Annotated in this window: 13 protein-coding genes and 1 pseudogene; 7 read left to right on the top strand and 7 right to left on the bottom strand. The window is 60.0% G+C overall.

Translation table 11 applies throughout. The annotated features are described in order from the left end of the window. Positions 1 to 100 precede the first annotated feature (100 nt). Both pgmB and glnA read left to right on the top strand, forming a co-directional pair. Positions 101 to 757, top strand: a complete 657-nt coding sequence (gene pgmB / locus OZX57_RS06220; protein WP_277161831.1) for a beta-phosphoglucomutase — start codon at positions 101 to 103, stop codon at positions 755 to 757. 79 nt (positions 758 to 836) lie between these two features. Continuing rightward, entirely contained in the window at positions 837 to 2174 is a 1338-nt protein-coding gene (gene glnA / locus OZX57_RS06215) for a type I glutamate--ammonia ligase (RefSeq protein WP_277161830.1), read from the top strand. 128 nt (positions 2175 to 2302) lie between these two features. Here glnA and OZX57_RS06210 read toward each other — a convergent pair whose 3' ends face one another. The 6 genes and pseudogenes from OZX57_RS06210 to OZX57_RS06175 all read right to left on the bottom strand — a co-directional run bounded on the left by OZX57_RS06210 (position 2303) and on the right by OZX57_RS06175 (position 16142). Further along, the gene (locus tag OZX57_RS06210) at positions 2303 to 2731 is read right to left on the bottom strand and encodes a hypothetical protein (RefSeq protein ID WP_277161829.1); all 429 of its coding nucleotides are present in this window, start codon (positions 2729 to 2731) and stop codon (positions 2303 to 2305) included. A gap of 103 nt (positions 2732 to 2834) precedes the next feature. Beyond that, entirely contained in the window at positions 2835 to 3758 is a 924-nt protein-coding gene (locus OZX57_RS06205) for a hemagglutinin (protein ID WP_277161828.1), read from the bottom strand. 481 nt (positions 3759 to 4239) lie between these two features. After that, entirely contained in the window at positions 4240 to 6399 is a 2160-nt protein-coding gene (locus OZX57_RS06200) for a BspA family leucine-rich repeat surface protein (protein WP_277162969.1), read from the bottom strand. A gap of 1607 nt (positions 6400 to 8006) precedes the next feature. Then, complete coding sequence (locus OZX57_RS06195) at positions 8007 to 10934, bottom strand: BspA family leucine-rich repeat surface protein (protein WP_277161827.1); 2928 nt, start codon at positions 10932 to 10934, stop codon at positions 8007 to 8009. 204 nt (positions 10935 to 11138) lie between these two features. Beyond that, positions 11139 to 15381, bottom strand: a pseudogene (locus OZX57_RS06190) (DUF3418 domain-containing protein). Positions 15382 to 15482: 101 nt separating this feature from the next. Then, complete coding sequence (locus OZX57_RS06175; RefSeq protein ID WP_277161823.1) at positions 15483 to 16142, bottom strand: methyltransferase; 660 nt, start codon at positions 16140 to 16142, stop codon at positions 15483 to 15485. 215 nt (positions 16143 to 16357) lie between these two features. On the opposite strand from OZX57_RS06175, the gene hflX reads away from it, so the two are divergent. The 4 genes from hflX to OZX57_RS06155 all read left to right on the top strand — a co-directional run bounded on the left by hflX (position 16358) and on the right by OZX57_RS06155 (position 21677). Next, positions 16358 to 17794, top strand: coding sequence for a GTPase HflX (hflX, locus tag OZX57_RS06170; RefSeq protein ID WP_277162968.1), 1437 nt, complete (start codon positions 16358 to 16360; stop codon positions 17792 to 17794). Between the two features lie 443 nt (positions 17795 to 18237). After that, positions 18238 to 19197: an L-lactate dehydrogenase gene (locus OZX57_RS06165; protein ID WP_277161822.1), complete on the top strand. Its 960-nt coding sequence runs from the start codon at positions 18238 to 18240 to the stop codon at positions 19195 to 19197. A gap of 272 nt (positions 19198 to 19469) precedes the next feature. Beyond that, positions 19470 to 20405, top strand: a complete 936-nt coding sequence (locus tag OZX57_RS06160; RefSeq protein WP_277161821.1) for an AEC family transporter — start codon at positions 19470 to 19472, stop codon at positions 20403 to 20405. Positions 20406 to 20804: 399 nt separating this feature from the next. Continuing rightward, positions 20805 to 21677 carry a cation diffusion facilitator family transporter gene (locus OZX57_RS06155; protein WP_277162967.1) on the top strand — a complete coding sequence of 291 codons (873 nt, stop codon included), beginning with the start codon at positions 20805 to 20807 and terminating at the stop codon, positions 21675 to 21677. A 1-nt stretch (position 21678) separates the two neighbouring features. Here the strand turns inward: OZX57_RS06155 and lexA are convergent, their stop codons facing one another. Continuing rightward, positions 21679 to 22404 carry a transcriptional repressor LexA gene (gene lexA / locus OZX57_RS06150; RefSeq protein ID WP_277161820.1) on the bottom strand — a complete coding sequence of 242 codons (726 nt, stop codon included), beginning with the start codon at positions 22402 to 22404 and terminating at the stop codon, positions 21679 to 21681. A gap of 148 nt (positions 22405 to 22552) precedes the next feature. Between lexA and OZX57_RS06145 the strand changes: the two genes are divergently transcribed. After that, positions 22553 to 22882, top strand: a complete 330-nt coding sequence (locus OZX57_RS06145; RefSeq protein ID WP_277161819.1) for a LysM peptidoglycan-binding domain-containing protein — start codon at positions 22553 to 22555, stop codon at positions 22880 to 22882. Positions 22883 to 22903: the final 21 nt, after the last annotated feature.

Below are 22903 nucleotides of genomic sequence, written 5' to 3'. Positions count from 1 at the left end.
ATATCTCCGCTGTAATACGCTAAAACGAGCCATACGAATATTGGTCACATGAGTATCATGCTTTAATGAATGTGATTATCAAAAAGAAAAGAGAGAGTTTATGAAGGGTGCGCTTTTTGATTTGGATGGCGTAATCGCCGATACTGCAGTCTATCATTTCCAGGCCTGGCGCAAGCTGGTGAAAGACCACTTCGACCGCGAGCTTCCCGACGAACTTGAGGAGAAGACCAAAGGCGTCAGCCGTGTCGACTCGCTCAAGGTGATTCTCAACTATCTTGGCATCACCGTTCCGCAGGAGCAGTTTGACGCGATGGCCGCCGAGAAGAACGAGGCGTACCGCAGGCTTTTGGCTGGGCTGACTTCGGCCGATATCCTTCCCGGAATCCCTGAACTTATCACACAGATGAAAGAGCATGGTGTGAAGCTTTCGCTGGCATCGGCGAGTATGAACGGGCCGTTCATCCTTGAAAAGCTTGGGCTTTCGGATACCTTCGACGCGATTGCTGACCCGAGCAAGGTGGCTGCTGGAAAACCTGCGCCTGACATCTTCCTGGAGGCGGCTTCCGAAATCGGCGTTGACTCCGATGATTGCGTTGGTCTCGAAGATTCTGTTGCTGGTATTACCGCCATCAACGCCGCCGGTGCGTTCTCGGTCGGTGTCGGCAGTCCGAATGAGCTTGGCCACGCCAAGTTGCTCGTACCGAATACCGCCGCGTTGCACTTTGACGAAATCGAACAGGCCTGGGAACGTCGATAGCGAATCGGAAACGGCAAAATCGTTGGCATAACGCGCAGGTTTAACTGAAATGTAATAATGCCATGAGACCATAGTAATTATGGATAAACAGCAAGAATTCGCCTTGCGTACCGTTGAGGAACGCGATGTGCGATTTATTCGTTTGTGGTTCACCGACGTGCTGGGGACGCTGAAGTCCGTGGCCATCGCTCCGGCCGAACTTGAGGACGCTTTCGAGGAAGGTCTTGGTTTCGACGGTTCGGCGATTGAGGGCATGACCCGTGTCTCCGAAGACGACATGATCGTCAAGCCGGACCCATCCACCTTCCAGCTGTTGCCCTGGCGCGACGGCCCGCAAGGCACCGCCCGCATGTTCTGTGACATTCTGACCCCCGACGGCGAGCCGTCTCTGGGCGACCCCAGGCATGTGCTGAAGCAGGAACTGGAAAAGGCCAAAGAGAAGGGCTTCACCTTCTACGTTCATCCTGAGATTGAGTTCTATCTTTTCGAGCAGCAGGACGATTGGGGAGCGGCGCCAAAGCCTGTTGACCACGGTGCCTATTTCGATCACGTGCCGCGCAGCCCAGGGATGGACTTCCGTCGCGCCGCCGTCAACATGCTCGAGCAGATGGGCATCTCCGTCGAATACTCGCATCATGAGGCCGGCCCAGGCCAGAACGAGATTGATCTGCGTTACGCCGACGCGATGGCCACGGCCGACAACATCATGACCTTCCGTACCGTGGTCAAGGAGATTTCGCTCGAGCGTGGCATTCATGCCAGCTTCATGCCCAAGCCCCTGACCGACGAACCCGGCAACGGCATGCATACCCATTTGAGTCTCTTCGAAGGCGATTCGAACGCGTTCTACGAGGCCGGACAGGAATTCAACATGTCGCTGATTGCGCGTCAGTTTGCCGCTGGCATCCTTTACCACGCCCGCGAAATCAGCGCGATCACCAACCAGTACGTCAACTCCTACAAGCGGCTTTGGGGTGGCAATGAGGCTCCGAGCTACGTTTGCTGGGGCCACAACAACCGTTCCGCCCTGCTGCGCATCCCGCAGTACAAGCCTGGCAAGGGCAATTCGGCGCGTATGGAATACCGCGCGCTTGACCCGGTGGCCAACCCGTACCTGGCCTTCTCAGTGCTGCTGGCCAGTGGCCTCGACGGTATCGAGCAGAAGATGACGCTGTGCGAGCCCACCAGCGACGCGGTCTGGGATCTGACCGACGCGGAGCGTAAGTCGATGGGCATCGAGCCGTTGCCGGAGGACCTTGACGAGGCCCTGAAGGTGATGGAGAAATCTGACTTCGTCGCCAGCGTTTTGGGCGAGCATGTCTTCGAATACTTCCTGCGCAACAAGCGCCAGGAATGGGAAGATTACCGCCGCCAGGTCACTCGCTACGAGCTGGAGAAGTTCCTGCCGAAGCTGTGATGAACGTGCTTTCCGATTCAAGATGGAGCGGAACGGAGACTTATATCGCGGTTTCTATTAATGTTGAGATTCTATGGTCGGACGAGATGTAGGAATCGCGAGATGTTGAATGAAGTTGCGCTGATGTTTTAGGCGGTTTCAGCGCAACTGTCCTCATCCTGCTTTGCTTTGTCATTCTCAATGGCATTGGTTTCCGTATGTTCTGGATGTTCATCGTGATGGCGACGGCTCTGCCAGACGAGTACATACCAAAAAATGAACAGCGTGGTCAGAACAATGGCCATGAGCCCGGCGATATAGAAGATGCCGTTGCTATTTTCCTTGCTATCTACTACGCCGAAGGTCAATGCGATATTCCACAGTGCGAATGGTCGCAGTGGCTTGAACAATATCGTTACAGCCGGATAGCCCAAAAGCACGAGATACAGAAACACCCTTAGTGCGGTGTTAAGTTTCGTCTTTTCCTGCTCTCTGTGAGCCGTATTCACGCATATCAGTGCCACCCAAAAAGTCAAGCATGCGCCAAGCGCGATGGTGAACCACACTGTTTCCATCATTTCTCCTGACTGTCGTATCGGGATGAAGCTGATTGTATAAGGTCGACTTATATTTGATGATACCGGATACTATCGGAGAATGCTCGATATGCTGAAATTCCAGCTACTTGCGCGGGTCTCCGAACCAGTTGTTGTAGATCAGGGCGAAGTTGCGGTTGCCGTAGCTGGAGCAGGAGTCACCTTCGCCCATGCCCGCGGCGAGCGAGGCTGAGTTGGGCTGGTAGGGCGTGTAGACGTAGAGCAGGGCAGTGGCCTGGTTGCGGATATAGATCTGAGTGCCGCCGCAGCTTTTGTTTGGGTGATACTGCACGTAGTTGAGCGTGCCCACGTGATAACCGTATTGACTTTTGTGGGCCTGATAGTACTTGAAGCGCTTTGCCGAGCCGTAGACCTGATTGAAGAAACCGGCATATTGCGGGTCACAGTCGGCGTCGTCCGGGCAGCTCAGGCCCATGGCGGCCTTGTATTGAAAATCAGTGGGATTGGCGGAACCGATGAGATGCTGCTCTTTCTGCATCACGGTCAGGAGCACCTTTTCGCTGACGCCGCAGGCCTGCGAGGACTTGTAGATGATGGCGCTCGCGGATTCGCCTTTGGCCCCTTTATAGGCCTTACAAAGATTGTTGGCGGCTATGTCGGTGGTGTCGAAGGTCTTGACGGGCAGGCAGTTCGGCGAAGTGCAGTTCGGGCCATGCTTGATGATGAAGGCCTGCACTTCGGCCTGGCTCATCGCATCAGGGTTGAAGAATTGTGCGTCGGAAATGATGTTGCCGGGGTCGAAATCGTATTTCTGAACGAGTTCTTCCTGTCGTTTCTGAGCGTTGGTGACTTCGACATGCCACTGAACCATACGAATCAGACCCATAACCAATGCCATGACGCAGATTACGGCAACGATACCGCCGAACACCACCCCGACTTTGGCGGGTACGCCGGCCTTGCGCCACTTGCGTTTGCAGGTCGCAGCGAAGGATTTGAAGGGGTGGGAACTGGTGCGAGATTTTGAACGGGAAGACACATCATTCATGCTATCGTCCGCCCTTGAATGTTTTCCCAGAGAAAACTCGATGAATATTGGGTGGCTGGTGTTGTGTTTAGGGTTGGGCGTCGGCGGCGGGGTTGGTTGGTTTGGGTTGTTGGTCCCGTCGCCGGCGTCCGGTTTGGTGTTCCCTCCGGGCGGGTGTTTGGGTGTTGCCCGGAGGGAAGTCTTGTGGTGGCGGCGTGGCCCGTGGCCCCTGTGGATGGGGTGGACCACGCCTTTCTCTTACTCGTGGGTTGCCGGCAGTGTCTTTTCCTGTCCTGGTCTTATCCGGTTAGCGGCTACCGGTCTGGGATGGACAGGCAGCCACCAACCGGATAGGTGGGGCGGCTACCTGTCGTGGCGGGCTGCTGTCATTGCTCGCGTCCGGTTTCCCGGCGTCTTCTGTCGCGCAGCGCGGTGGCGGTCAGGAGCACTGCGGTGGCAACGATGATGGCGGCGAGGAGGGCCTTGTCCCGTTGTCCTCCGGTCAGGGGAGCTGGTGTTGGTATTGGCCGGGGATGGTGAGGGTGGTGGCGGTGTCCTCGCTGGTGGCGGTGCGGGTGGTGCCGGCGTGCCAGGCGGTGTCGTCGGCGGTGGCGTGGGCGCTGACGGTGTAGCGGCCGCCTTGGGGCAGCTGCCTGGCGGTGAATGTCTGGTGCCAGCCGTGGGGTGTGGCGCCGTCGTAGGGCAGGGGACTGCCCTGGGCGTCGTCCGGGTCGATGTTGGTGTCCCAGAGGAAGGTGGTGGCGGTGTTGGACTGGCCGTCAAGGCCGGTGAGGGCCAGGCGTATGGTCTCGTGGCCGTCCCATGGCGTGCCGGTGCCGTCGATGACGGCGGCGTTGTCCGCGGGGCTGCGTGTGGCGCCGGTGATGGCGGGCGCGTGGACGGCGTGCCATACGGCGTGCAGGGTGGCACCGGTTTCGGTGGCGCCGGGTGTGGCGGCCAGTCGGACGTCCCTGTTGGCGGGGTCGTTCATGCCTTGGTCGGGCTGCTGGGCCTCGTTGCTGGCGGACCATCCGGCGAACGCGGCGTGCGCGGGCGTCATGCTGCCGGTGGCGTAGGGCAGTTGGATCCATGCCCTGCCGCTGCCGGTGTCGACCAGGGACTTCAGCTCGCCGGGCGCCGTGCCGGTGCCGCCGTGCGCGCTGTTGACGTCGAACGATGCGTGCACCCAGGGCAGGGTGCCGGTGACGAGTCCGCCGCCGGCCGTGGTCGTGTCGCTGGACACGGTGTTTCGGGTCACGGGGTCGGTGGCCGTGTGCGAGGCGGTCATCGTGTAGGCCTCGCCGGGCCCGGGGAAGGTGGTGTCCTGTCCCGCGGTCAGGCTGCCGGGCAGCGTGAACGCGTCCGGCGTCAGGGTCTGGCTGCCGCCGGTGCTGCTGGTCTTGGTGTGGCATTGCCCGGACGTGTAGGGTCCGGTCTGGGTGGCGGGTTTCACGCAGACGGTCATCGTGCCTCCGGCGTCGACGGCGGGCCTGGCTGGCCGACCGATTCCGTTGGCGGACGCGGGTACGGCGGTCAGCGCGGGCAGGGCGGTGCCGAGTGTGGCGGTGGCGCCCACGGCTGTTGTGCCTTGGTCGGCGGTATGGGTGTCGGTGGCGACCTGTGGCGTGCCGGGCGCGGCCTCGTCGGCCGTGTTCCATGCGGCCTTGACGGTGGCCGTGCCGGTCGCGCCCTTGGGTGCGGTGAGGGTGTGGTTGCTGACGCTCGGTGTGCCGCCGGTCACGCCGCTGGTGTCGAACGACCAGCCGTTGAAGAGGCTGTGGGCCTTGTTGGCGGTGATGTGGTCGGTGGCCCGTCCGGTGTCGGGGTCGTCGGGGATGGTGTACGAGCCGTCCCGGAAGGTGGTGTCGATGGCGAGGCCGTCGCGTTTGGGTGTCGACCCGCTGGCGGCCTGGCCGATCTGGGCGGGCAGGCTGTTGTCGCCGGCGCCGCCGGTGAGGTTGTAGGTGAGGTCGGTCCAGGTGGGGGTGACGTCGTCGCGGATGTAGACGCCTTGGGGTGTGGCGCTTGCGGCGCGGGCCCTGAGTGTGGCGAGGGTGCCGTCCCCGGCGGTGAGGGGTGTGGGTCCTACGGGCCCGTTGTCGGTGGGGTGGTGGCCTTTGGGCCAGTCCCATTCGTGCCAGTGGCTGGCGGGGTCCAGCCGGTAGAACGCGTCGCCCGGCCCCATGCTCGCGGTCGAGGTATTGGCGGCGTTGGGCAGGGTGGTGTGTGCGCCGAGTGTGAGGCGTTTCAGGTTGCCGGGCAGCATGTAGCTGTCGGAGAAGAAACCGGCGGGGACGTTGCGGGTGTCCCAGCCGGACAGGTCGAGGTCGGCGAGCTTGTCGCAGCCGTCGAAGGTGCCGTACAGACTGGTGACGTTGTGGGTGTCCCAGCCGGACAGGTCGAGGTCGGTCAGGTTCCGGCTGTATTGGAACATGCCAGACATATCGGTGACGTTGTCGGTTTGCAAGCCGGCCACGCCGGTGAGGGTCTTCAGGTTGGTACAGCGGCTGAACATGTAGTTCATGCTGGTGTTGTGGCTGACGTCCCAGTGGGACAGGTCGAGGCTGGTGAGGGATTGGTCGCTGTCGAACAGGGAGTTGCCGGCCCAGCGTGACAGGCTGACGGTGTGGCGTCCGCTGTCCAGCGTGGTGAGGGCGGCCATCTCATTGAACGGGGAGACCATCATGCTGTTCTTTCCGGCGAGGGTGAGGTCGCCCTCGATGCTGATGGCGGTGATGGTGTTTATCTGCGCGTTCCAGGGGATGTCGGTTCTGTGGTAGTAGTCGGGGGCGGTGCCGCCGGACAGGCGCAGGGTCGTGCCGCTGTCGATGGTCCAGCACACGGCCCTGGGATCGGGCGGGGTGAGTCCGCCGGTGTCTGTGACGGGCGTGCCCCAGGTGTGCCATCCGGCGGTAGCCGCGCAGTTGCCGGGCGTGGCGGTGGGTGTGCTTTGCTTCCATTGGGCGTAGAGGGTCACGTCGGTGGCCTGCCCGTCGGGGGTGCCCAGGCCAGTGGGGATGGCGGTGTCTCCGTTGGGGTAGGAGGTGCCGTTGCCGTCGGGCTGGGTGTCCCAGCGGTCGAAGACCAGGGCCGCCGAGGGTGCGCTCATGCCCTTGTCGGTGGCGGCGGGCAGGACCGGGTAGGCCTTGCCCTCGGCCAGATCCACGAGAGCTTTGATGTGCGGTTCGGGCGAGGGGCCGGTGCCCGAACCGGGCTTGAGGGTGATGTCCATGTAGGGCAGGATGCCGGTGAGGTCCGCGCTCCACGCGCTGGTGGCGGTGGCGCCGGTGCTGTCCGTGGCAATGGCACGCAGCTGGGCGGTCCACGTGTCGCCGGGCGTGAAGCCGGAGTCGTAGTAGGTGTAGGTGCCGGTGGGTGTCATCGTGTCGCTGGGCGTGTACCACCAGGACTGGCTGCTGCCGCCCCTGTAGCGGATCTGCCAGCCCGTCGCCCCCGCGGGAAGGCCCGAGACGGTGAACGTGACCCCGTTGTTGCCGTAGTAGCCGTTGTGCTTCCACGTCAGGCTTACGCCCGTGGGTGCCGGGATCGTCTTCCATACCGCGTAGCGGGTCACCGTGCGGGTGCCGGTGGGCTGGGTGAACGTCTCGGTGGAGCCGGGCTGGTGGGCGGCCGAAGTCGCGGTGGCCGTATCGGCCCAGCCCTGGAACAGCTTGCCGGGCGCGCTCATGCCCGTGCTGGACGGGTAGGTGAAGGTGGCGGTGCCGCCGGCGTCGGACCACAGGGGCTGCGCGTTGCCGGTCCAGCTGGCGTCGGTGAGGGTGCCGGACCCGCCCTGGCTGCTGCCGGTGCCGGGGTTGGGGTCGAGTTTGAGGGTGACGGCCGGGCGCGTGTACGCGCTTTCGGTGGTCGTGCTGGACACGTCTCCGGTGCCGTCGCCGCGCCATTGGTCCTTGGTGGTCAGCGTGGCGGTGAGCGTGTACCCGGCGCCCACGGTGGTGTTCGTGTACCAGGCGGCCGGCAGGGTTATCGTCCACGTGTGCGGGGTCGTGCCGTTGTACGCGTTGCTGGTGCCGGACGGGTTGTCGGGCACCGTGGCGGTCAGACAGGTGGGCGTGGCGAGCGGGCTTGAGGATTCCCTGGTGCAGGCCTTGACCGTATCGCCGGACTTGAGGGGTGTGCTGGTGCCGGTGATTTTCATGGTGCCGTCGGCCTGGCGGGTGGCACCGGTGACCGAAGGGGCGGGCACGGTGCGCCAGATGGCGTAGCGGTCCGTCGGCCCGCCGGGCGTGGAGGCCGGACGCCCGGGGTTCAGGGCGGGGTCGCCGGTCGTGGCGTTCTGGTCGGTGTTCCATCCGTCGAAGACCTTGTGGGGGTCCGTGTTGGTGTAGCCTTCCGTGCCGCCCATGGTGTCGGGTTTGGGCGTGGTGGTCGTGGACAGGCCGGTGGCGGCGCTGGGTGTTGCGGTGACGGTCTGGTCGTCGCCCCGGCCGCCCTGCGCGGTGTTGGCATGGTAGGTGATGGCCGATTGGGGCCCGGCGGCGTATTGTTCGGTGCTCCAGGTGGTGCCGTGTTCGCTCTGGTGGCCCAGGCGGATGCGCAGCCAGTAGTAGGAATCGCTGGTGGTGGGTATGCCGGTGACGGTCCAGGGCTGGCTGGCCTGCCCGTCGGGGGTGGTGCCGTCGAACGTGATGGTCCTGCAGTTGGACCATGCGGCCGTGCCGGCGGTGCTGGAGCACACCTCGACCGTGTCGCCCGCGGCCAGAGGCCTGGCCGTGCCGGTGACGGTGAGCGTGTGGTCGGACTGGCGTGTGGCGGAGGCGAACGTCGGCTGCTTGACGGTCTGCCACACCGGGTACAGGGTGGTGACGGTGTGGTCACGGACGCTGTAGGGCCCCTGGCTGCTGTTGGCGTTGGTGGCTCCGGCGGCGTCGAGGCCGTACGGGGTGGTGGACCAGCCGGTCGAGGTGGCGTGGCTGTTGGTGTTGGTGTAGTAGTACGTCGGGTCGTGGCCGATGGCGATGCTGGCGTAGCCGTTGCTGGCGGGGGTGCCGGTGATGTCGGTGGCGTTGCCCTGGCCGCCGGCGGTGGTGTTGGGTTGCAGGCGCAGGGTCGGCGGGGGCACGACGAGAGTGGCGGTGGAAGGGTTGGACCAGGCGCGGCTGCTGTGCCATTTGTCGTAGGTGGACAGGCGGGCGCGGACGGTGAACCGGTTGGTGCCGGTGAGCCAGCTGGCGGGCAGGGTGGTGGTCCAGGTGCCGTCGGAGGCGATGCCGGGGTTGGTGCATTGGTAGCTGCTGTCGCCGCTGCCATAGGGTTTGGCGCAGACCTCGAGGTAGTCGCCGGAGGCGAGCTTGAGGCGGTGCCTGATACGGTGCCGGTGCCGTCGTTCTGGTAGGTGGTCGACGTGATCGATGGGACCGGGATGGTCTGCCACTGCGCGGTGACGGTGGCGGTGTCGTAATCATTGTCTGCGATGCCGAAGTAGTTGTAACTGGACTGGTAATAGCTTTGGTTGCCGTATTGGTCTTTGGGGCCGGTGAAGGTGTAACGGCCGTTGTTGTCGTAGTAGAGCGAGCTGGAATACAGGTACCATCCGGTGAGCAAGCTGCCGGCCTTCGTGACCGTGGAGGAATCGGGCACTCTGATGCTGACCGAGTTGAGGCGGCTGGTGCTGCAGTTAGGCATGCAGTTGAGGCCGGCCCTGTAGGGAGTCACGTGTCCCTGCCCGCCGTTGTAGTCGGGAAACACCCACATGCTGCCCAGAGCACTCCAGGTGAAAAGCGTGGGATGATAGATGCGGCTGGAACTGGTGTAGTCGGCGAGGGCCTGGGAGTTGCCTATACGGGTGAGCTGGCTCTGGTCGACACGGTACCAAACGTTGGCGTTGGAAGTGGGGAAAGCGTTGGCTGCGAGGACGGTGTCCGGTCCAAGGACCACGCCTACGTAGCGGCTCAGTTCCGTGAGGCCTGCCGCTTGGTTGGTCATGCGCCTGGTGTTCCAGTTGCTGATGTCGAAGATGCCGTTGCTGCCCAGGCGTGATCCGCCCACGAACATGTTGTTCGCGCTGGTGACGTTGCTGACATTCCAGTTGGAGAATGCGTCGCCTTTGAAACTTTCGATGTTCAGGCCGAACATCGAATCCATGTTGGTGGCCTGGCTGAGATCCCAGTCGTTCACCTCGAAGTAGCTGGGGTCGCTCGGGGTGGTCATCTCGCTGCTGTTGGTGACAATGAGGCTACTCTGGCCGTTGGCAGGGCCGAAGAGGTTACTCGCGGCGGTACCTGCGAGGTGGAACGGGTTGCCGTGCTTGGAGACGAGCATCCGGTTGTTTCTGTCGAGGCCGACGTTGAACGGGCCTGCCCCCTGAGCCATGTTCCCGGTGGAATAGAGGGTGAGGTTGCCCTCGACGGAGATCTTGTCGATGGGGGAGTCGCTGTTGTTATAGGTGTAGCGTCCGGTGGGCCATGGATAGCTCGCGGTGCCGTAGGAAGGCCTGAAGTCCGGGCTGGTGCCGCCGGTGAGGTGCAGGGTGCAGGTTGGCCAATAATCGGCGTTTATACCGGAGTCGTCCTTGGTGATGCGCCAGCGGACGGTGCCGGTATCGCGGCCGGGGATGTAGGGCACGCCCGAGGCGGGCGGGCCCCAGTCGGCCCAGCTGGTGTTGTAGCAGCTGCTCATCTGGCTGCTGCTCCGTGGGCTTATGCCAGATTGCTGCGACTGGTCCGCGCCGGAACGCGGTTGGAGAGACGGTGTGGAGGGCGACTTCGGGCTGACCGGGGAGGTCGGTGCCTGCAGAGCCTGTGTTTTAGATAACCCCTGCCCTGTAGATGTTGGCTGCTGGCCGTTCTGAAGAGTCGAAGTGCCCTGTCTCAGTGTGGTCGACTGTGATTGCTGTGTCTGGGATTGCGTCTGCGGTTGTGACGCGGATTGGGGTTGCTGCCGGGTGGTGGTCTTGCCCGGGTCGGTGGTGACCTGGGAGACGGAGACGGTTTCGTGTGTGCGGGCGGCGACGGTGCTGTCCGGTTGTGCCGGGGATTGGCTGGGGGCCTGCGCGCTAGTGGCGCTGCTGGATGATTGTGCTGTTGGGGAGGGGTTTAGATTTGCGGGGGGCGATAATTGCTGAATTTGTAATGCATAGTGCGAATGCGAGAATACTGCGTAAAATACCCATGACCAAACCCATTTCGTGAAAATGTGAGCGGTGCGCCGACGGGCGCACTGCTGATAAACCGTCATCAATGATACAGCTTTCGTAGTACAAAACGCCGAAGTGTCCAATTCCTGAGAGCACATGACGGGAATGACAATATCGTCAGGCAGAGTTCCTTGATTCGGCCTTCAGTTCCCGGTCACGCACCTGTCTCATAAATCTTTCCGGCTTGATCGCTGTTTACCGCTATGAAACGTTGATAGTTGGTAAGACTGTGCGTCTTATCTTGGTTATGCCAACAACTTACGAATGCGCTTGAGACTGGCGGGGGACTTGGTGCCGAGTTCCTGCGCCCACAGTGAGACGTAGAATTCCTCGAGCATCCAGCGGGCCTGTTCTACTTGCTTGCCGAATTGTTCACGACGTGGGCCGGCGGGTTCGGCTTTGAGCTTTTCCTGAGCTCTGGTGACCAGATCCTTGGCCTCGTCGGCCTCCCACGCCCAACGTACGTCGCGATTTTTGTCGGCCTTGGCCTTTTCCAGACGCATCAGGTCGGCGTGGAGGTAGCGTTCGATGTTCGGCAGTGCTTCGGGCGGTGTCGCGCCTATGAAACCGGGGTAGACGAGCGTGGCGATATGTTCGCGCACCGATTGCAGCACGGCCAGCATCGTGAGATCGGCCTTGCCGCCTACCACGGAATCAACGGCAGCGTAGCGTTTGAGGATCGTGATGACATCGTGGGCCACGGCGTAAACCGTGTCTTCGAAGGTCTGCGTCACTCCGCTCACGGCCTCTGCCAACGCGGTGTCGTCAGCAAGCTTGTCGATATGGGGCAGCAAGCGCTTGACGGCTGCCAGCTCAAGGTCATCGACCAAGAGTTTTGTGGACTTGTACGGCGCGCTGGCCAGCATCAGTGCCTCGCTGCCCAGCCAGCGGGACGAGATGCGGTCCTCGGGAAGCTTCAGCTTCTCGTATGCTGCCTGCCAAAGCATCTCGGCGCGGGAGACCGTGGTGGCGCCAGCTTTGTTCAAAAGGTTCGCCTGTGCGACTACCTTGCCTTGCGACTTGGCCTTGCTAGCTTGGCGCTCCACGGTCTTGCGGGCGCTGGCCTGGGCTTCGTGAGCAAACTTGCGCTGCAGTTCGACCAGCGATTTGCCGGTTCCGAGTACCCGATACCGCTGGGCTTTGCCGTGGCGTTGGGCGCGGAAGGTTGCGTCGTCGATGATGGTCGGGTTGCTGGTGGCATTGCTGGCGTTGGGATTGGCGTTGGCTGTGCCAATGTGGTTGCCTTTGCCGTTTCGTTTGTTGCCATGTCGGCCTTTGCCGGGTGCCGGCGGCAGTGGCTCCTCGACGCTGAACGTCACGCGCAGATATGAGGAGAGCTTGTCGAGCTGGCTGCTGTTGAAATCCTCGGGATGGATGGTCGCGTTGACGCTGGTGATGGCGGCGTAGGTGAAGGTGTGGGCGAAGTCGGGCCAGCGTGCGGTGCCGGTTGCCTCGTCGACCGGCGGCAGGTTCGGTTTGCCTTCAGAGCCCGAACCGGGTAGGTCGGGGTAGCGAGCGTCAATGGCGGCGCGGATGGTGCGGGCGGTGTCGGGAGCAGGCACGAACTGGACGCGTAGCGATTTCGGCAACGACTTGATGTAGCCAAGAATCAGCTCGTCCAGCAGCCCTGGAACGTTCCATGTGAACTGTTCTGGAGTCAGGCGGGACAAGGCTTTGATAGGGATATGCACCGTCACGCCATCGGTAGGGTCGCTCGGATTGTAGATATAGCTCAGGCGCAGATCGATCGGGGTGCCGTCGGTGCCCAGCGTATGCCACTGATTGGGATAATCGCGCAAATTCACGGATTCGTGTGACTGGAGGCGTTCGACCTTGTCCGGGTCGAAATCGAGCAGATGCGGCTGTTCGACGTGGATGGACTTGACCCATTTGCCGAGATCGGCGACGCTGGTGACGTCTTGAGGGATGACGGCATTGTAGAAGTCGAAGAGGTCTTCGTCGCTGACGCTATCGGAGATCTGGCGGGTGCGGTTGGTGTCATCCACCGCATCGAGCAGAATGTCGCGGTTGGCTTCGATGAAATCGTCGTAGGAGAAGCGTTGCTGGATATCGCCTTCGACCAAGCCTTGGCGAATCAAGAAATCGCGGGCTTCGGGAGGATTGATGCGCCCCCATTGTACCTGGCGATTCTGCACAATCGGCAAGCCGTAGAGCAGTACTTTCGAGCTGGCGATGGCACTGCCTCGTGAACCCGACCAATGCGGCTCGGCGTAGGTGACACGGGTGAGATTGCCGGCCAACGGTTCGGCCCATGCCGGGTCGATGGCGGCGGAATAGCGGGCCCAAAGGCGCGAGGTCTCGGTCAAGTCGGTCGACATCACCCAAGGCGGGGTCGATTTGGACACCGATGAGGCGGGGAAGAGGGCGAAGCGTGTGCCGCGCGCGCCTTGGTACTCGTTCTTCGACTGTTTGGCAGCACGTTTCATGGCTCGCGCTTTTGCTGCACCTTTGAGCCCGGAGAAATCAGAGGCCTTGGGCTCGCGCACCACTTGCATGCCCATCATCGAGAGCAGACCGGCAAGCATGGAGGAGTGGATGCCCTGCGAATCCCACGAGCAGCACAACGAATGTGCCGCCTGTTGGTTGATGGGCAGCATCAGAATTTCAGGCGCCGGACGAGAGATTGGGGCGGGCTTGCCGACCTTGAAATGCATCTGCTTGCACATCTGCCGCAACTGCGAGACCAAATCGCGCCATTGCCGCAGCCGAATGAAGCTGAAGTATTCGGATTTGCAGATCTTACGCAACTTGGCGTTGCCGGTGTGGTTGCCGTCGTTGCCTTCGTCGGGGCCGAAGATATGGTCCCACATGTTCAGGGCGGTCAGGAAGTCGCTGGTCTCGTCGGCGTAACGGTTGTGGACGCGGTCGGCTTCGGCGCGAATCGCGTCGGGTCGTTCTCGTGGGTCCTGCAGGCTGAGGAAGGCGACGATGACCAGTACCGCGGCCAACGTGTTGGGTGTAGATTTCTGCGCCGCTTCGAGAATCATGCGGCCCAAGCGGATATCGATGGGAATGCGCGAAAGCTGACGGCCGGTGTGGGTCAGCCGCACTTCGCCGTGCTTGCGAGCGATGGCCTTGAGCTCGGTCAGTTCGTTGAAGCCGTCGGAGACGGAACGGGTGTCGGGTGGGTCAATGAAGCCGAAATGGGTCACGTCGTCGGCCGTGCGGGCCACGCCCACTGAAAGCATGTGCAGCACCACTGCGCCCAACGAGGTACGCAGGATCTCAGGCTCGGTGAAGCGTGGGCGAGATTCGTAGTCGTCCTTGGAATAGAGGCGGATGGCGATGCCGTCGGCGATACGCCCGCAACGGCCCGAGCGCTGATCGGCGCTGGCCTGGCTGATGGCCTCGATCGGCAGGCGCTGCACCTTGGCGGACTTGGAATAACGCGAGATACGGGCCTCGCCGGGATCGACCACATAACGGATGCCGGGTACGGTCAGCGAGGTCTCGGCCACGTTGGTGGCGATGACGATGCGCTGGTGAGAATGGTGCTCGAAGACGCGATGCTGCTCTTTGGAGGAGAGGCGGGCGTATAGCGGCACGCGATTTCCAGTGCGTCCGGCCGGCGCATATCGGCGGCGCGGGGGCCGAAGTGGTGGCGGATGGCATCCTCGTATTCATGGATGTCGCGCTCGCCGGAAGCGAAGACCAGAATATCGCGTGGACCGCGGTCATGAGAGGAGTGGATGACCAGTTCGGCGCAGGCTCTCGCCACGGCGCGTGGCATGTCCTCGCTACCGGTGTTGCCGAAGTTGCCGTCACTATTGCTGCTGTCGGCTCCCGGAATCTCGCCATTTTGATCAGGCAAGGAGCCGTCCGCGAAGCCTGGTACATGCCGCATCAGCGCGGGCATGCCGCCCAGTGGTTCGTAGACGATTTGCACAGGGTATGTTCGCCCGGAAACTTCGATGACGGGCACCTTCGTATGCAGCGCATCCTCGAAATGCTCCTTGAACTTCACCGAATCGATGGTGGCCGAGGTGATGATGAGCTTGAGGTCACGGCGTTTGGGCAGTAGTGCGGTCAGATAGCCGAGCAGAAAATCATGTTGTTGAGGCTGCGCTCATGCGCCTCGTCGATGATGATGGTGTCGTAGCGCGAAAGTCGCGGATCATGCTGGATCTGGGCGAGCAAAATACCGTCGGTGACAATGCGCAATCTGGTTTTCGGCGAACTTTCGTCCGTGAAGCGCACCTGATAGCCGATTTCCTCGCCGAGTTTCACGTCCATTTCGTCGCAAAGGCGTTCGGCTACGGTTCGTGCGGCCAAACGACGCGGCTGGGTGTGCACGATCTGATGGCCGTGGGTGCCGCGGCCCATTTCCAGAAGCATTTTCGGAATCTGGGTGGTCTTGCCCGAACCGGTCTGGCCGGAGACGATGACGACCTGCGAATCGCGTACGGCGTGCTGGATTTCGTCGCGCGCGGCGCTGACAGGCAGGTCCGAAGGATAATGGTATTTCATGTGTTTCTCTATTGTACGCACACCCAAATGGTCTATTTATAGATAATGAGCGGAGTTCCGCAGGTCTTGTTTTACGTGTTCCGTTTGGATGTACGAATTTGTCAGTGCTTTACTTCGATGACGCGATAGCCTTTGGAACTCGCGTATTTTGATACCTGATAATCGTCGCCGAGCGTCGTCGATAGCCACTTGATCAGCGAATCACTGCCAAGGTTTTTCTGCACGACCAGATAGGCGTATCCGTTGGCGCTCAGTCGGGGAAGCCAGGTCATCAGCAGTGCATGCAGTTCATCCTTGCCCACGCGAATCGGCGGGTTCGACCAGATCAGGTCAAAGCTCATGTCTGTCGGTATATCCGCGGCTTTCACCGCGTGAATGCGTTCGCCCAGCCCGAGTTTTCCGGCATTCGCTGTTGTCAGTTCCAACGCGCGTTCGTTGACGTCGAGCGCCCAAATATCGGCCTTAGGCGACTCCATTCCCAGCGAGAGCGCAATGGGCCCCCAGCCACACCCAATGTCAAGAAAAGTCCCGTTTTCCGGGGTCTGTGGAGCGTGCCGCAGCAAAACGGAAGTGCCCAAGTCGAGCCGATGCCCTGAAAACACCCCATTCGAGACTTCAACATTCACATCGTGCCCGCGCAAAGTAACGTGCAGATTCCGCCGCACGTCGCGTGAGGTCGGTTCCGCCGAAAAATACTGTTCTGCCGATTGATGCTCGGCGTCCGTTCTCTTCTGCTGTTTTTCCGCTGTTTCGCTCATCATGCCCCGTCAGATTTCGATTTCTTTCAGCCTTCGCTGTGCCACAATAATAGGTTTTCAATCTTAGTGGCATACCAGAACAGTGAAACGAGTTCACCGCACCGAATATGCTTGGTTCTAGAAAGAGTATTGACCAGCGAAAGGTTGATTTATTGGCAACAAACGACGGGCGTAAGGGCGTTCAAGCTGAGCATGGTGAGCGTGACGAGCAGAACGAAGTGTTGGGACGGCAGTCCGACATTTTGCAGGAGACCAGCGATGGCCGCGCTCCCGGGGCCGAGGAATGGAGCGAGCGAGAGTCACGCAACGAGCTCAAGCATGTCACTGGCTTGGGCGAGATGCAGGACGAGACCGACGTCGAATACCGCAAGGTGCGCCTCGAACGCGTCGTGTTGGTGGGGGTGTGGTCGAACGTCGACACCACCATCGAGCAGGCTGAGGAATCTCTGCGAGAGCTTGCGGCACTCGCACATACGGCTGGTGCCGTGGTCTGCGACGGTGTATTGCAGCATCGTCTGAAGCCTGACGCCGCCACTTACGTCGGCCGAGGCAAGGCCAAGGAAATCGCTGGAATCGTGGCGCAATGCGAGGCTGATACCATCATCGTCGACGGCGACTTGGCCCCGAGTCAGCGCCGTGCGCTTGAGGATGCCACCAAGGTCAAGGTGGTTGACCGCACCGCCGTCATTCTCGACATCTTCGCCCAGCACGCCACCAGCCGCGAAGGCAAGGCTCAGGTGGAGCTGGCGCAGCTGGAATATATGCTGCCGAGGCTTCGTGGCTGGGGTGGTTCGCTTTCTCGTCAGGCCGGCGGCCAGGCTGCAGGTGTCAACGGCGGCATCGGCTCCCGTGGACCGGGCGAGACGCAGATCGAGTTGGATCGTCGAGTCATCCGCACCCGTATCGCTCGCCTCAAGAAGCAGATTCGCGCCATGGCCCCGGCACGAGCGGTCAAACGTGGCTCTCGCCATCGCTATGGCCTGCCTACCGTTGCCGTGGTCGGCTATACGAACGCCGGAAAATCCTCGCTAGTCAATCGTCTGACGAACTCCGGTGAGTTGGTCGGCAACGCGTTGTTCGCCACGCTCGATACCGCGGTTCGCCGCGCCAAAGCTGCCGACGGACGCCTTTATGCCTACGTCGATACGGTCGGTTTCGTGCGACGTCTGCCCACGCAGCTGGTTGAAGCCTTCAAATCCACTCTCGAGGAAATCGGTGAGGCCGACGTTATTCTGCACGTCGTCGACGCTTCCACCACCGATCCGTTCGCCCAGATCGAGGCGGTCAACGACGTGTTGGCCGGTATCGAAGGTGCTTCTGATATTCCGCACATCCTCGTCTTCAACAAGGCCGACCAGGTCGATCAGGGTACGCTTGACCGTCTGCATAACATCCGTCCCGATGCCCTTATCGTCTCCGCGGCCGATCAAAGCGGTTTGGACGATTTGCGCAAGAAGGTGGAGCAGACGTTGCCTGTTCCGCAAGTCCACGTCGAAGCGCTGCTGCCATATACCGATGAGGCTGGGGCCCTGCTCTCCCGTGTGCGCGAATACGGCAAGGTGGAGCAGGAGGATTACCGCGCCGACGGCGTTGCGTTGCAGGCGGATGTCGATTCGCGTCTGGCGGCCCAGGTGATGGATCAGGCAATCGACTGATTTGCATTTCCCCTTGCGGAAGTGACGTTTATCGACACGCGGATTTTCCAGTTGTGATCGAGCAGCAGCAAGAGGAACAATAAAGGATATTCAGCTATTTTCAGCCTTTCCTGAACTGAAATGAGACAAATCTATCAATGTGACGAATTTCAAATTTATGAGTGCCTCATGCTAAAATTTTATAAGTCACAAAGGTTCCGTTTTGGCACCGATTTGAATTCGGTGGGCGGTTACCGGCAGTGCAGGAGCGGTTGTTCTTCGCTCTGAGACTGTGCCGATTAAGGTTTGTGATAAATCACAATGACGAGATGCAAAGCGTTGCCCGTTTGGCACGTTGCGGCACGCTCGCGTAATTGTGTGAGGGAGGTTCATCTGTATGCCGGAATTGGTTCAGCACATCAGTGGCCTTCTTGCAAACACTCATTTTGAAAGGGGCCAATCACATGGCCAATTCGATTAAACCAACCAAGCTTGCCATCATCGGAGCCGGCGCTGTCGGTTCCACGCTCGCCTTCGCCGCCGCCCAGCGTGGCGTCGCTCGCGACATCGTGCTCGAAGATATCAACAAGGAGCGCGTCGAGGCGGAAGTTCTCGATATGCAGCATGGCTCCAGCTTCTATCCCTCCGTCTCCATCGACGGCAGCGATGACGTGGAGATCTGCCGTGACGCCGATATGGTCGTCATCACCGCAGGTGCACGCCAGAAGCCGGGCCAGACCAGGCTCGACCTCGCCAACGCGACCGTCAACATGATGAAGTCCATCGTTCCCGGCGTTATCAACGTCGCCCCGAACGCCATCTACATGCTCATCACCAACCCGGTCGACATCGTCACCTACGTGATGCTGAAGCTTTCCGGCCTGCCGGCCAACCAGATCTTCGGCTCCGGCACCAACCTCGACACTGCGCGCCTGCGTTTCCTGCTTGCCGAGCAGACCGGCGTCAACGTCAAGAACGTGCACGCCTACATCGCCGGTGAACATGGCGATTCCGAAGTGCCGCTGTGGGCCTCCGCCACCATCGGTGGCGTCACCATGTGCGACTGGAAGGCACTGCCCGGCCATGAGCCGCTCGATGCCGACAAGCGTGAAGAGATTCACCAGGAAGTCAAGAACGCCGCCTACCGCATCATCAACGGCAAGGGCGCGACGAACTTCGCCATCGCCATGTCCGGCGTCGACATCATCGACGCGGTCTTGAACGATTCGAACCGCGTGCTGCCGGTCTCCTCGCTGCTGCAGGACTTCCACGGCATCTCCGACATCTGCATGTCCGTGCCGACGCTTGTCAACCGCTCCGGCGTCAACTCGCACATCAACACGCCGCTTTCGGACCATGAGCTCGCGCAGCTGCGTCGCTCGGCCGACACGCTCAAGGAGACCGTCTCCAAGTTCGGCTTCTGATGCTCGGCTGTTGATCGTTCAGCGATAACGATACGCGTAATGCCGCTTCTGTCTTCTGCGAGGCAGGGGCGGCATTCGTGATTTCAGCGGGTGTTTGATCGATAATTTCCGCTGTCATTTCTGTTGTCCGTTGGTTGAGACAGAAACATCAAGAAAATATTCGTCGTGTACAGTAGCCCTAATTCACGCCAGAACGTCTTACGTGCGGTGTCGCTGTTCAATGATGTGCGTTGAGACGTTTATCGGGAGGCGTGTGAGAGATTGGGTGGATTATGCTGAAAACTGTCATATTTGCGCTGTTGCCGATACTTGTTACCATGCTGCTTGGCGCGTTCGCTGCAAAGCGCGGGGATTTCGATAGCACTGACAGCAGCAGGCTCATCAAATTCGTGATGAATTACGCTCTGCCCATGCACGTTTTCGGTGGTATCTGGGGCACCAAACGCCAATTGATTGTTGAAGACATCCCGTTGGCCCTGTGGATGCTCGGCGCGATGCTCGTTTCCTATTTCGTGTTGTATTTCATCTACTGGAAGATCGTCAAAAACGAAAGCGGGCTCTCCTCGCTGCGTGCGCTTTCGGTGGCTGATCCCTCCATTCCGTTCATTGGTTCCGCGGTGCTGCCGCTCTTCTTCGACGAGACTGTCAGCGCCATCGATATTGGCATCGCCAGCCTCATCATCAATGTGATTCTGGTTCCGTTCGTCTACGAGGCGCTTGCCGCGGACGTCAACAAGGAGGGCGGCCCGAAGATTTCGGTGGGCAAGCGACTAGTCAAAGGGCTCACCAAGCCGTTGGTGCTTGCAGCGTTCCTAGGCTTCATTCTTTCCATCTGTGGTTGGTCAATGCCTAGCGTGCTTGAGCCGACGTTCACTGTACTGGGCAAGACCGCTGGCGGTGTCGCGATGTTTGCCACTGGCATCGTGCTCGTTACTCGTAAGATTTCCTTCAGCCCGCACGTCTGGCTCACCGTGGGCCTGAAGAACATCGCTTACCCGGCTATTATCTGGGCGTTGATGGCTGCCACTGGCATGCCAAGCGATTTGACTCGCATTGTCGTGATTACCATGGCCATTCCTACTGCCACCTTGCCTACGAATCTGGCCATCGATTACGGCATCCACGAGTCGGAGATGGCTTCGACGCAATTCTTGAGTACGATTCTTTCGTTCGTCACCCTGAGTTGCGCAATGCTGCTGTTGCAGTAGCAGGAAATCGTTGGAACCAAAGGATTCTGGCTTTTTAGTACTGCCATTCATGGCGCTTGTTGACAATGGAAAAGATTGTCGGTTTTAGTGTCAAAGAAAAATGAAATACACAATATTGTGCGACCTGCTTGGTCTTCGGCTCTGAGTCGTAAAACCCAACTGAGGCAGAGATTCTGACGCGTATAGTGTCACCAGTAACAAGACGTATAGGTCATGCGAAAGCGAACGTACGTCAATCGGCGAAGGCCGACGGAATATGAGTTCCGGCTTCGTCGACGGTGATGAATCGAGCAGGGAGCGGATATGGCTTCGCGAGGGCAGGAAACCAGCACGCAGGAAAGTCAAGGGACGAAAGTTTTGGACAGCCAAGGCAGGGCGAGGGAACACCAGACCAGGCTGATGGTCACGTTGGGACTCACCTTGACGATCTTCTTGGTCGAAGTTATCGGTGCTATCATCACCGGCTCTCTTGCGTTGCTCGTCGATTGTGCTCACATGCTCACCGATGTCGCAGTGCTGACCGCCTCAACGATTACCGCCATATTGATGCGCAGGAAGCCTGATAAGGAGAGGACCTGGGGGTGGGCGAGGCTCGAGCCGATCACCGCAGGCCTGGGTGCGTTGATTCTGATGGCTGTCGGCGTCTATGCGCTGGTCGAAGCCGTGCTGCGCTTGGTCGGCATCTCCGGCGATGAGGTGCAAAGCGTCGGCATGCTGCTCGGTTTCGGTGTTCTGGGCCTGGTCTTCAATGTCATTTCTGTGTTCGTGCTTTCCGGGCAGCACAAGGACAATATGAACATGCGAGCCGCTTTCCTTGAGACCATGAACGACGCGCTCGGCTCATTTACTGTGGTGGTGTCAGCCGTCGTGATTATGACTACCGGCTGGCACGGCTTCGATGCCGTTGCCGGTGCGATTATTGCGTTGTTGATTGTGCCCAGGGCGTTCATCCTGATGAAGAACGCTGTCAAGGTATTGCTTGAAGAGACACCGGACGGCCTCGATTTGGACGAGGTTCGTAAGCATATGAAAAGCGTCGACCATGTCATTGATGTCCATGATGTGCACGCCTCAACTGTGGCGACCGGCATGCCGATTCTTACGGCGCATGTTGTGGTGGAACCGGGGCTTTCGATGGCGCAAGGTGCCGAGATTTTACATCAGCTGCATACCTGCCTGACCAATCATTTCTCGGTTTCGATTCCCCACACCACATTCCAACTTGAACCGAAGGGATTCAGTTCTTCTCAGAAAGAGAAGATTCACCGCTGATTCAGATCTTGCGTAGCACCGTGACGACTTTGCCCATCACCTTGGCATAAGTGCCGTCGATGGGGGAGTAGGAAGGATTGTGCGGCATCAGCCACACGTGGCCGTGATCCTTCTGGAAGGTTTTGACCGTGGCCTCGCCGTCGAGCAATGCGGCGACGATATCGCCGTTTTCTGCTGTCTCCTGCTCGCGGACCACCACAAAGTCGCCGTCGCAGATGGCTGCGTCGATCATCGAATCGCCATGAACCTCCAGCATGAAGAGGTTGCCGTTGCCGGTGAGCCGTTCCGGCAGGCGCATCACGTCTTCGACATGCTGTTCGGCCGTGATGGGAGCACCCGCGGCAATGCGGCCGACCAAAGGAATGTCGTGCGATTGAGCGATGGCCTCGTCGGTGTCTTCATCGGACGAGAAGGGAAGAACCGTGGAGGTGCGGCTCTCAGCGGCGACATTCGATTCGTTCTCCACCAATTCGATGGCGCGTCCTTTATTCGCGTTCATCCTGATGTAGCCCTTGTCTTCAAGGACCTCCAGCTGATGTTTGACCGAAGAGGGACTTTTGAGCCCTGCCGCCTCGCCTATCTCACGGAATGAAGGTGCAAAGCCATAACGCGAGACATGCCGACGAACCGCATCCAAGACTTTCTGCTGACGGTCGGTTAATTGTTGCGAAGGGGTGGCCTGCGCAAAGTTGCCATGCGGATGATGGGTAGGTGGGAGGGTGCTCACGATGCTTCCTTTCGGCGTTTGACTTACAGCATAACCCTGTTTTGCCGCAAAATCAAACAGATGTTCGATTCTGTCTTGCTTTTTTCGAACAAGTGTGCCAATATAGAACAAACGTTCGTTAGTACAGATGTTCGAAGGAGTGCAGAAGATGAGTGGAAATGCCAACAATTCAATGGTTCGCAGCGCAGCAAAGCGTCGTCAGATTGCATTTCACCGTTTCATCGTGGTAATGGTGATGGCGGTAGTCGTGTTCTTCGGTTGGCAGGTCGTCGCCCCGCATGTTGCGAACTCAGCACAAAGCGACGTTAATGTGGTCAGTTATACGGTTCGCCCGGGAGACACCTTGTGGTCTTATGCAAGGAAGATTACTCCGTCCAATAAGAATGTTGGTGACACGGTCAACCAATTGATGGATTTGAATCAGCTTGATTCCGCCCAGTTGCAGCCCGGACAGAAGATTGTCGTGCCTGAGGAATAACACGCTATTTTCGCGGCCTCT

The organism is Bifidobacterium sp. ESL0682 (genome assembly GCF_029392815.1).
Classification (GTDB): Bacteria; Actinomycetota; Actinomycetes; order Actinomycetales; family Bifidobacteriaceae; genus Bifidobacterium.
This window is presented reverse-complemented; position numbering and strand designations above follow the sequence as displayed.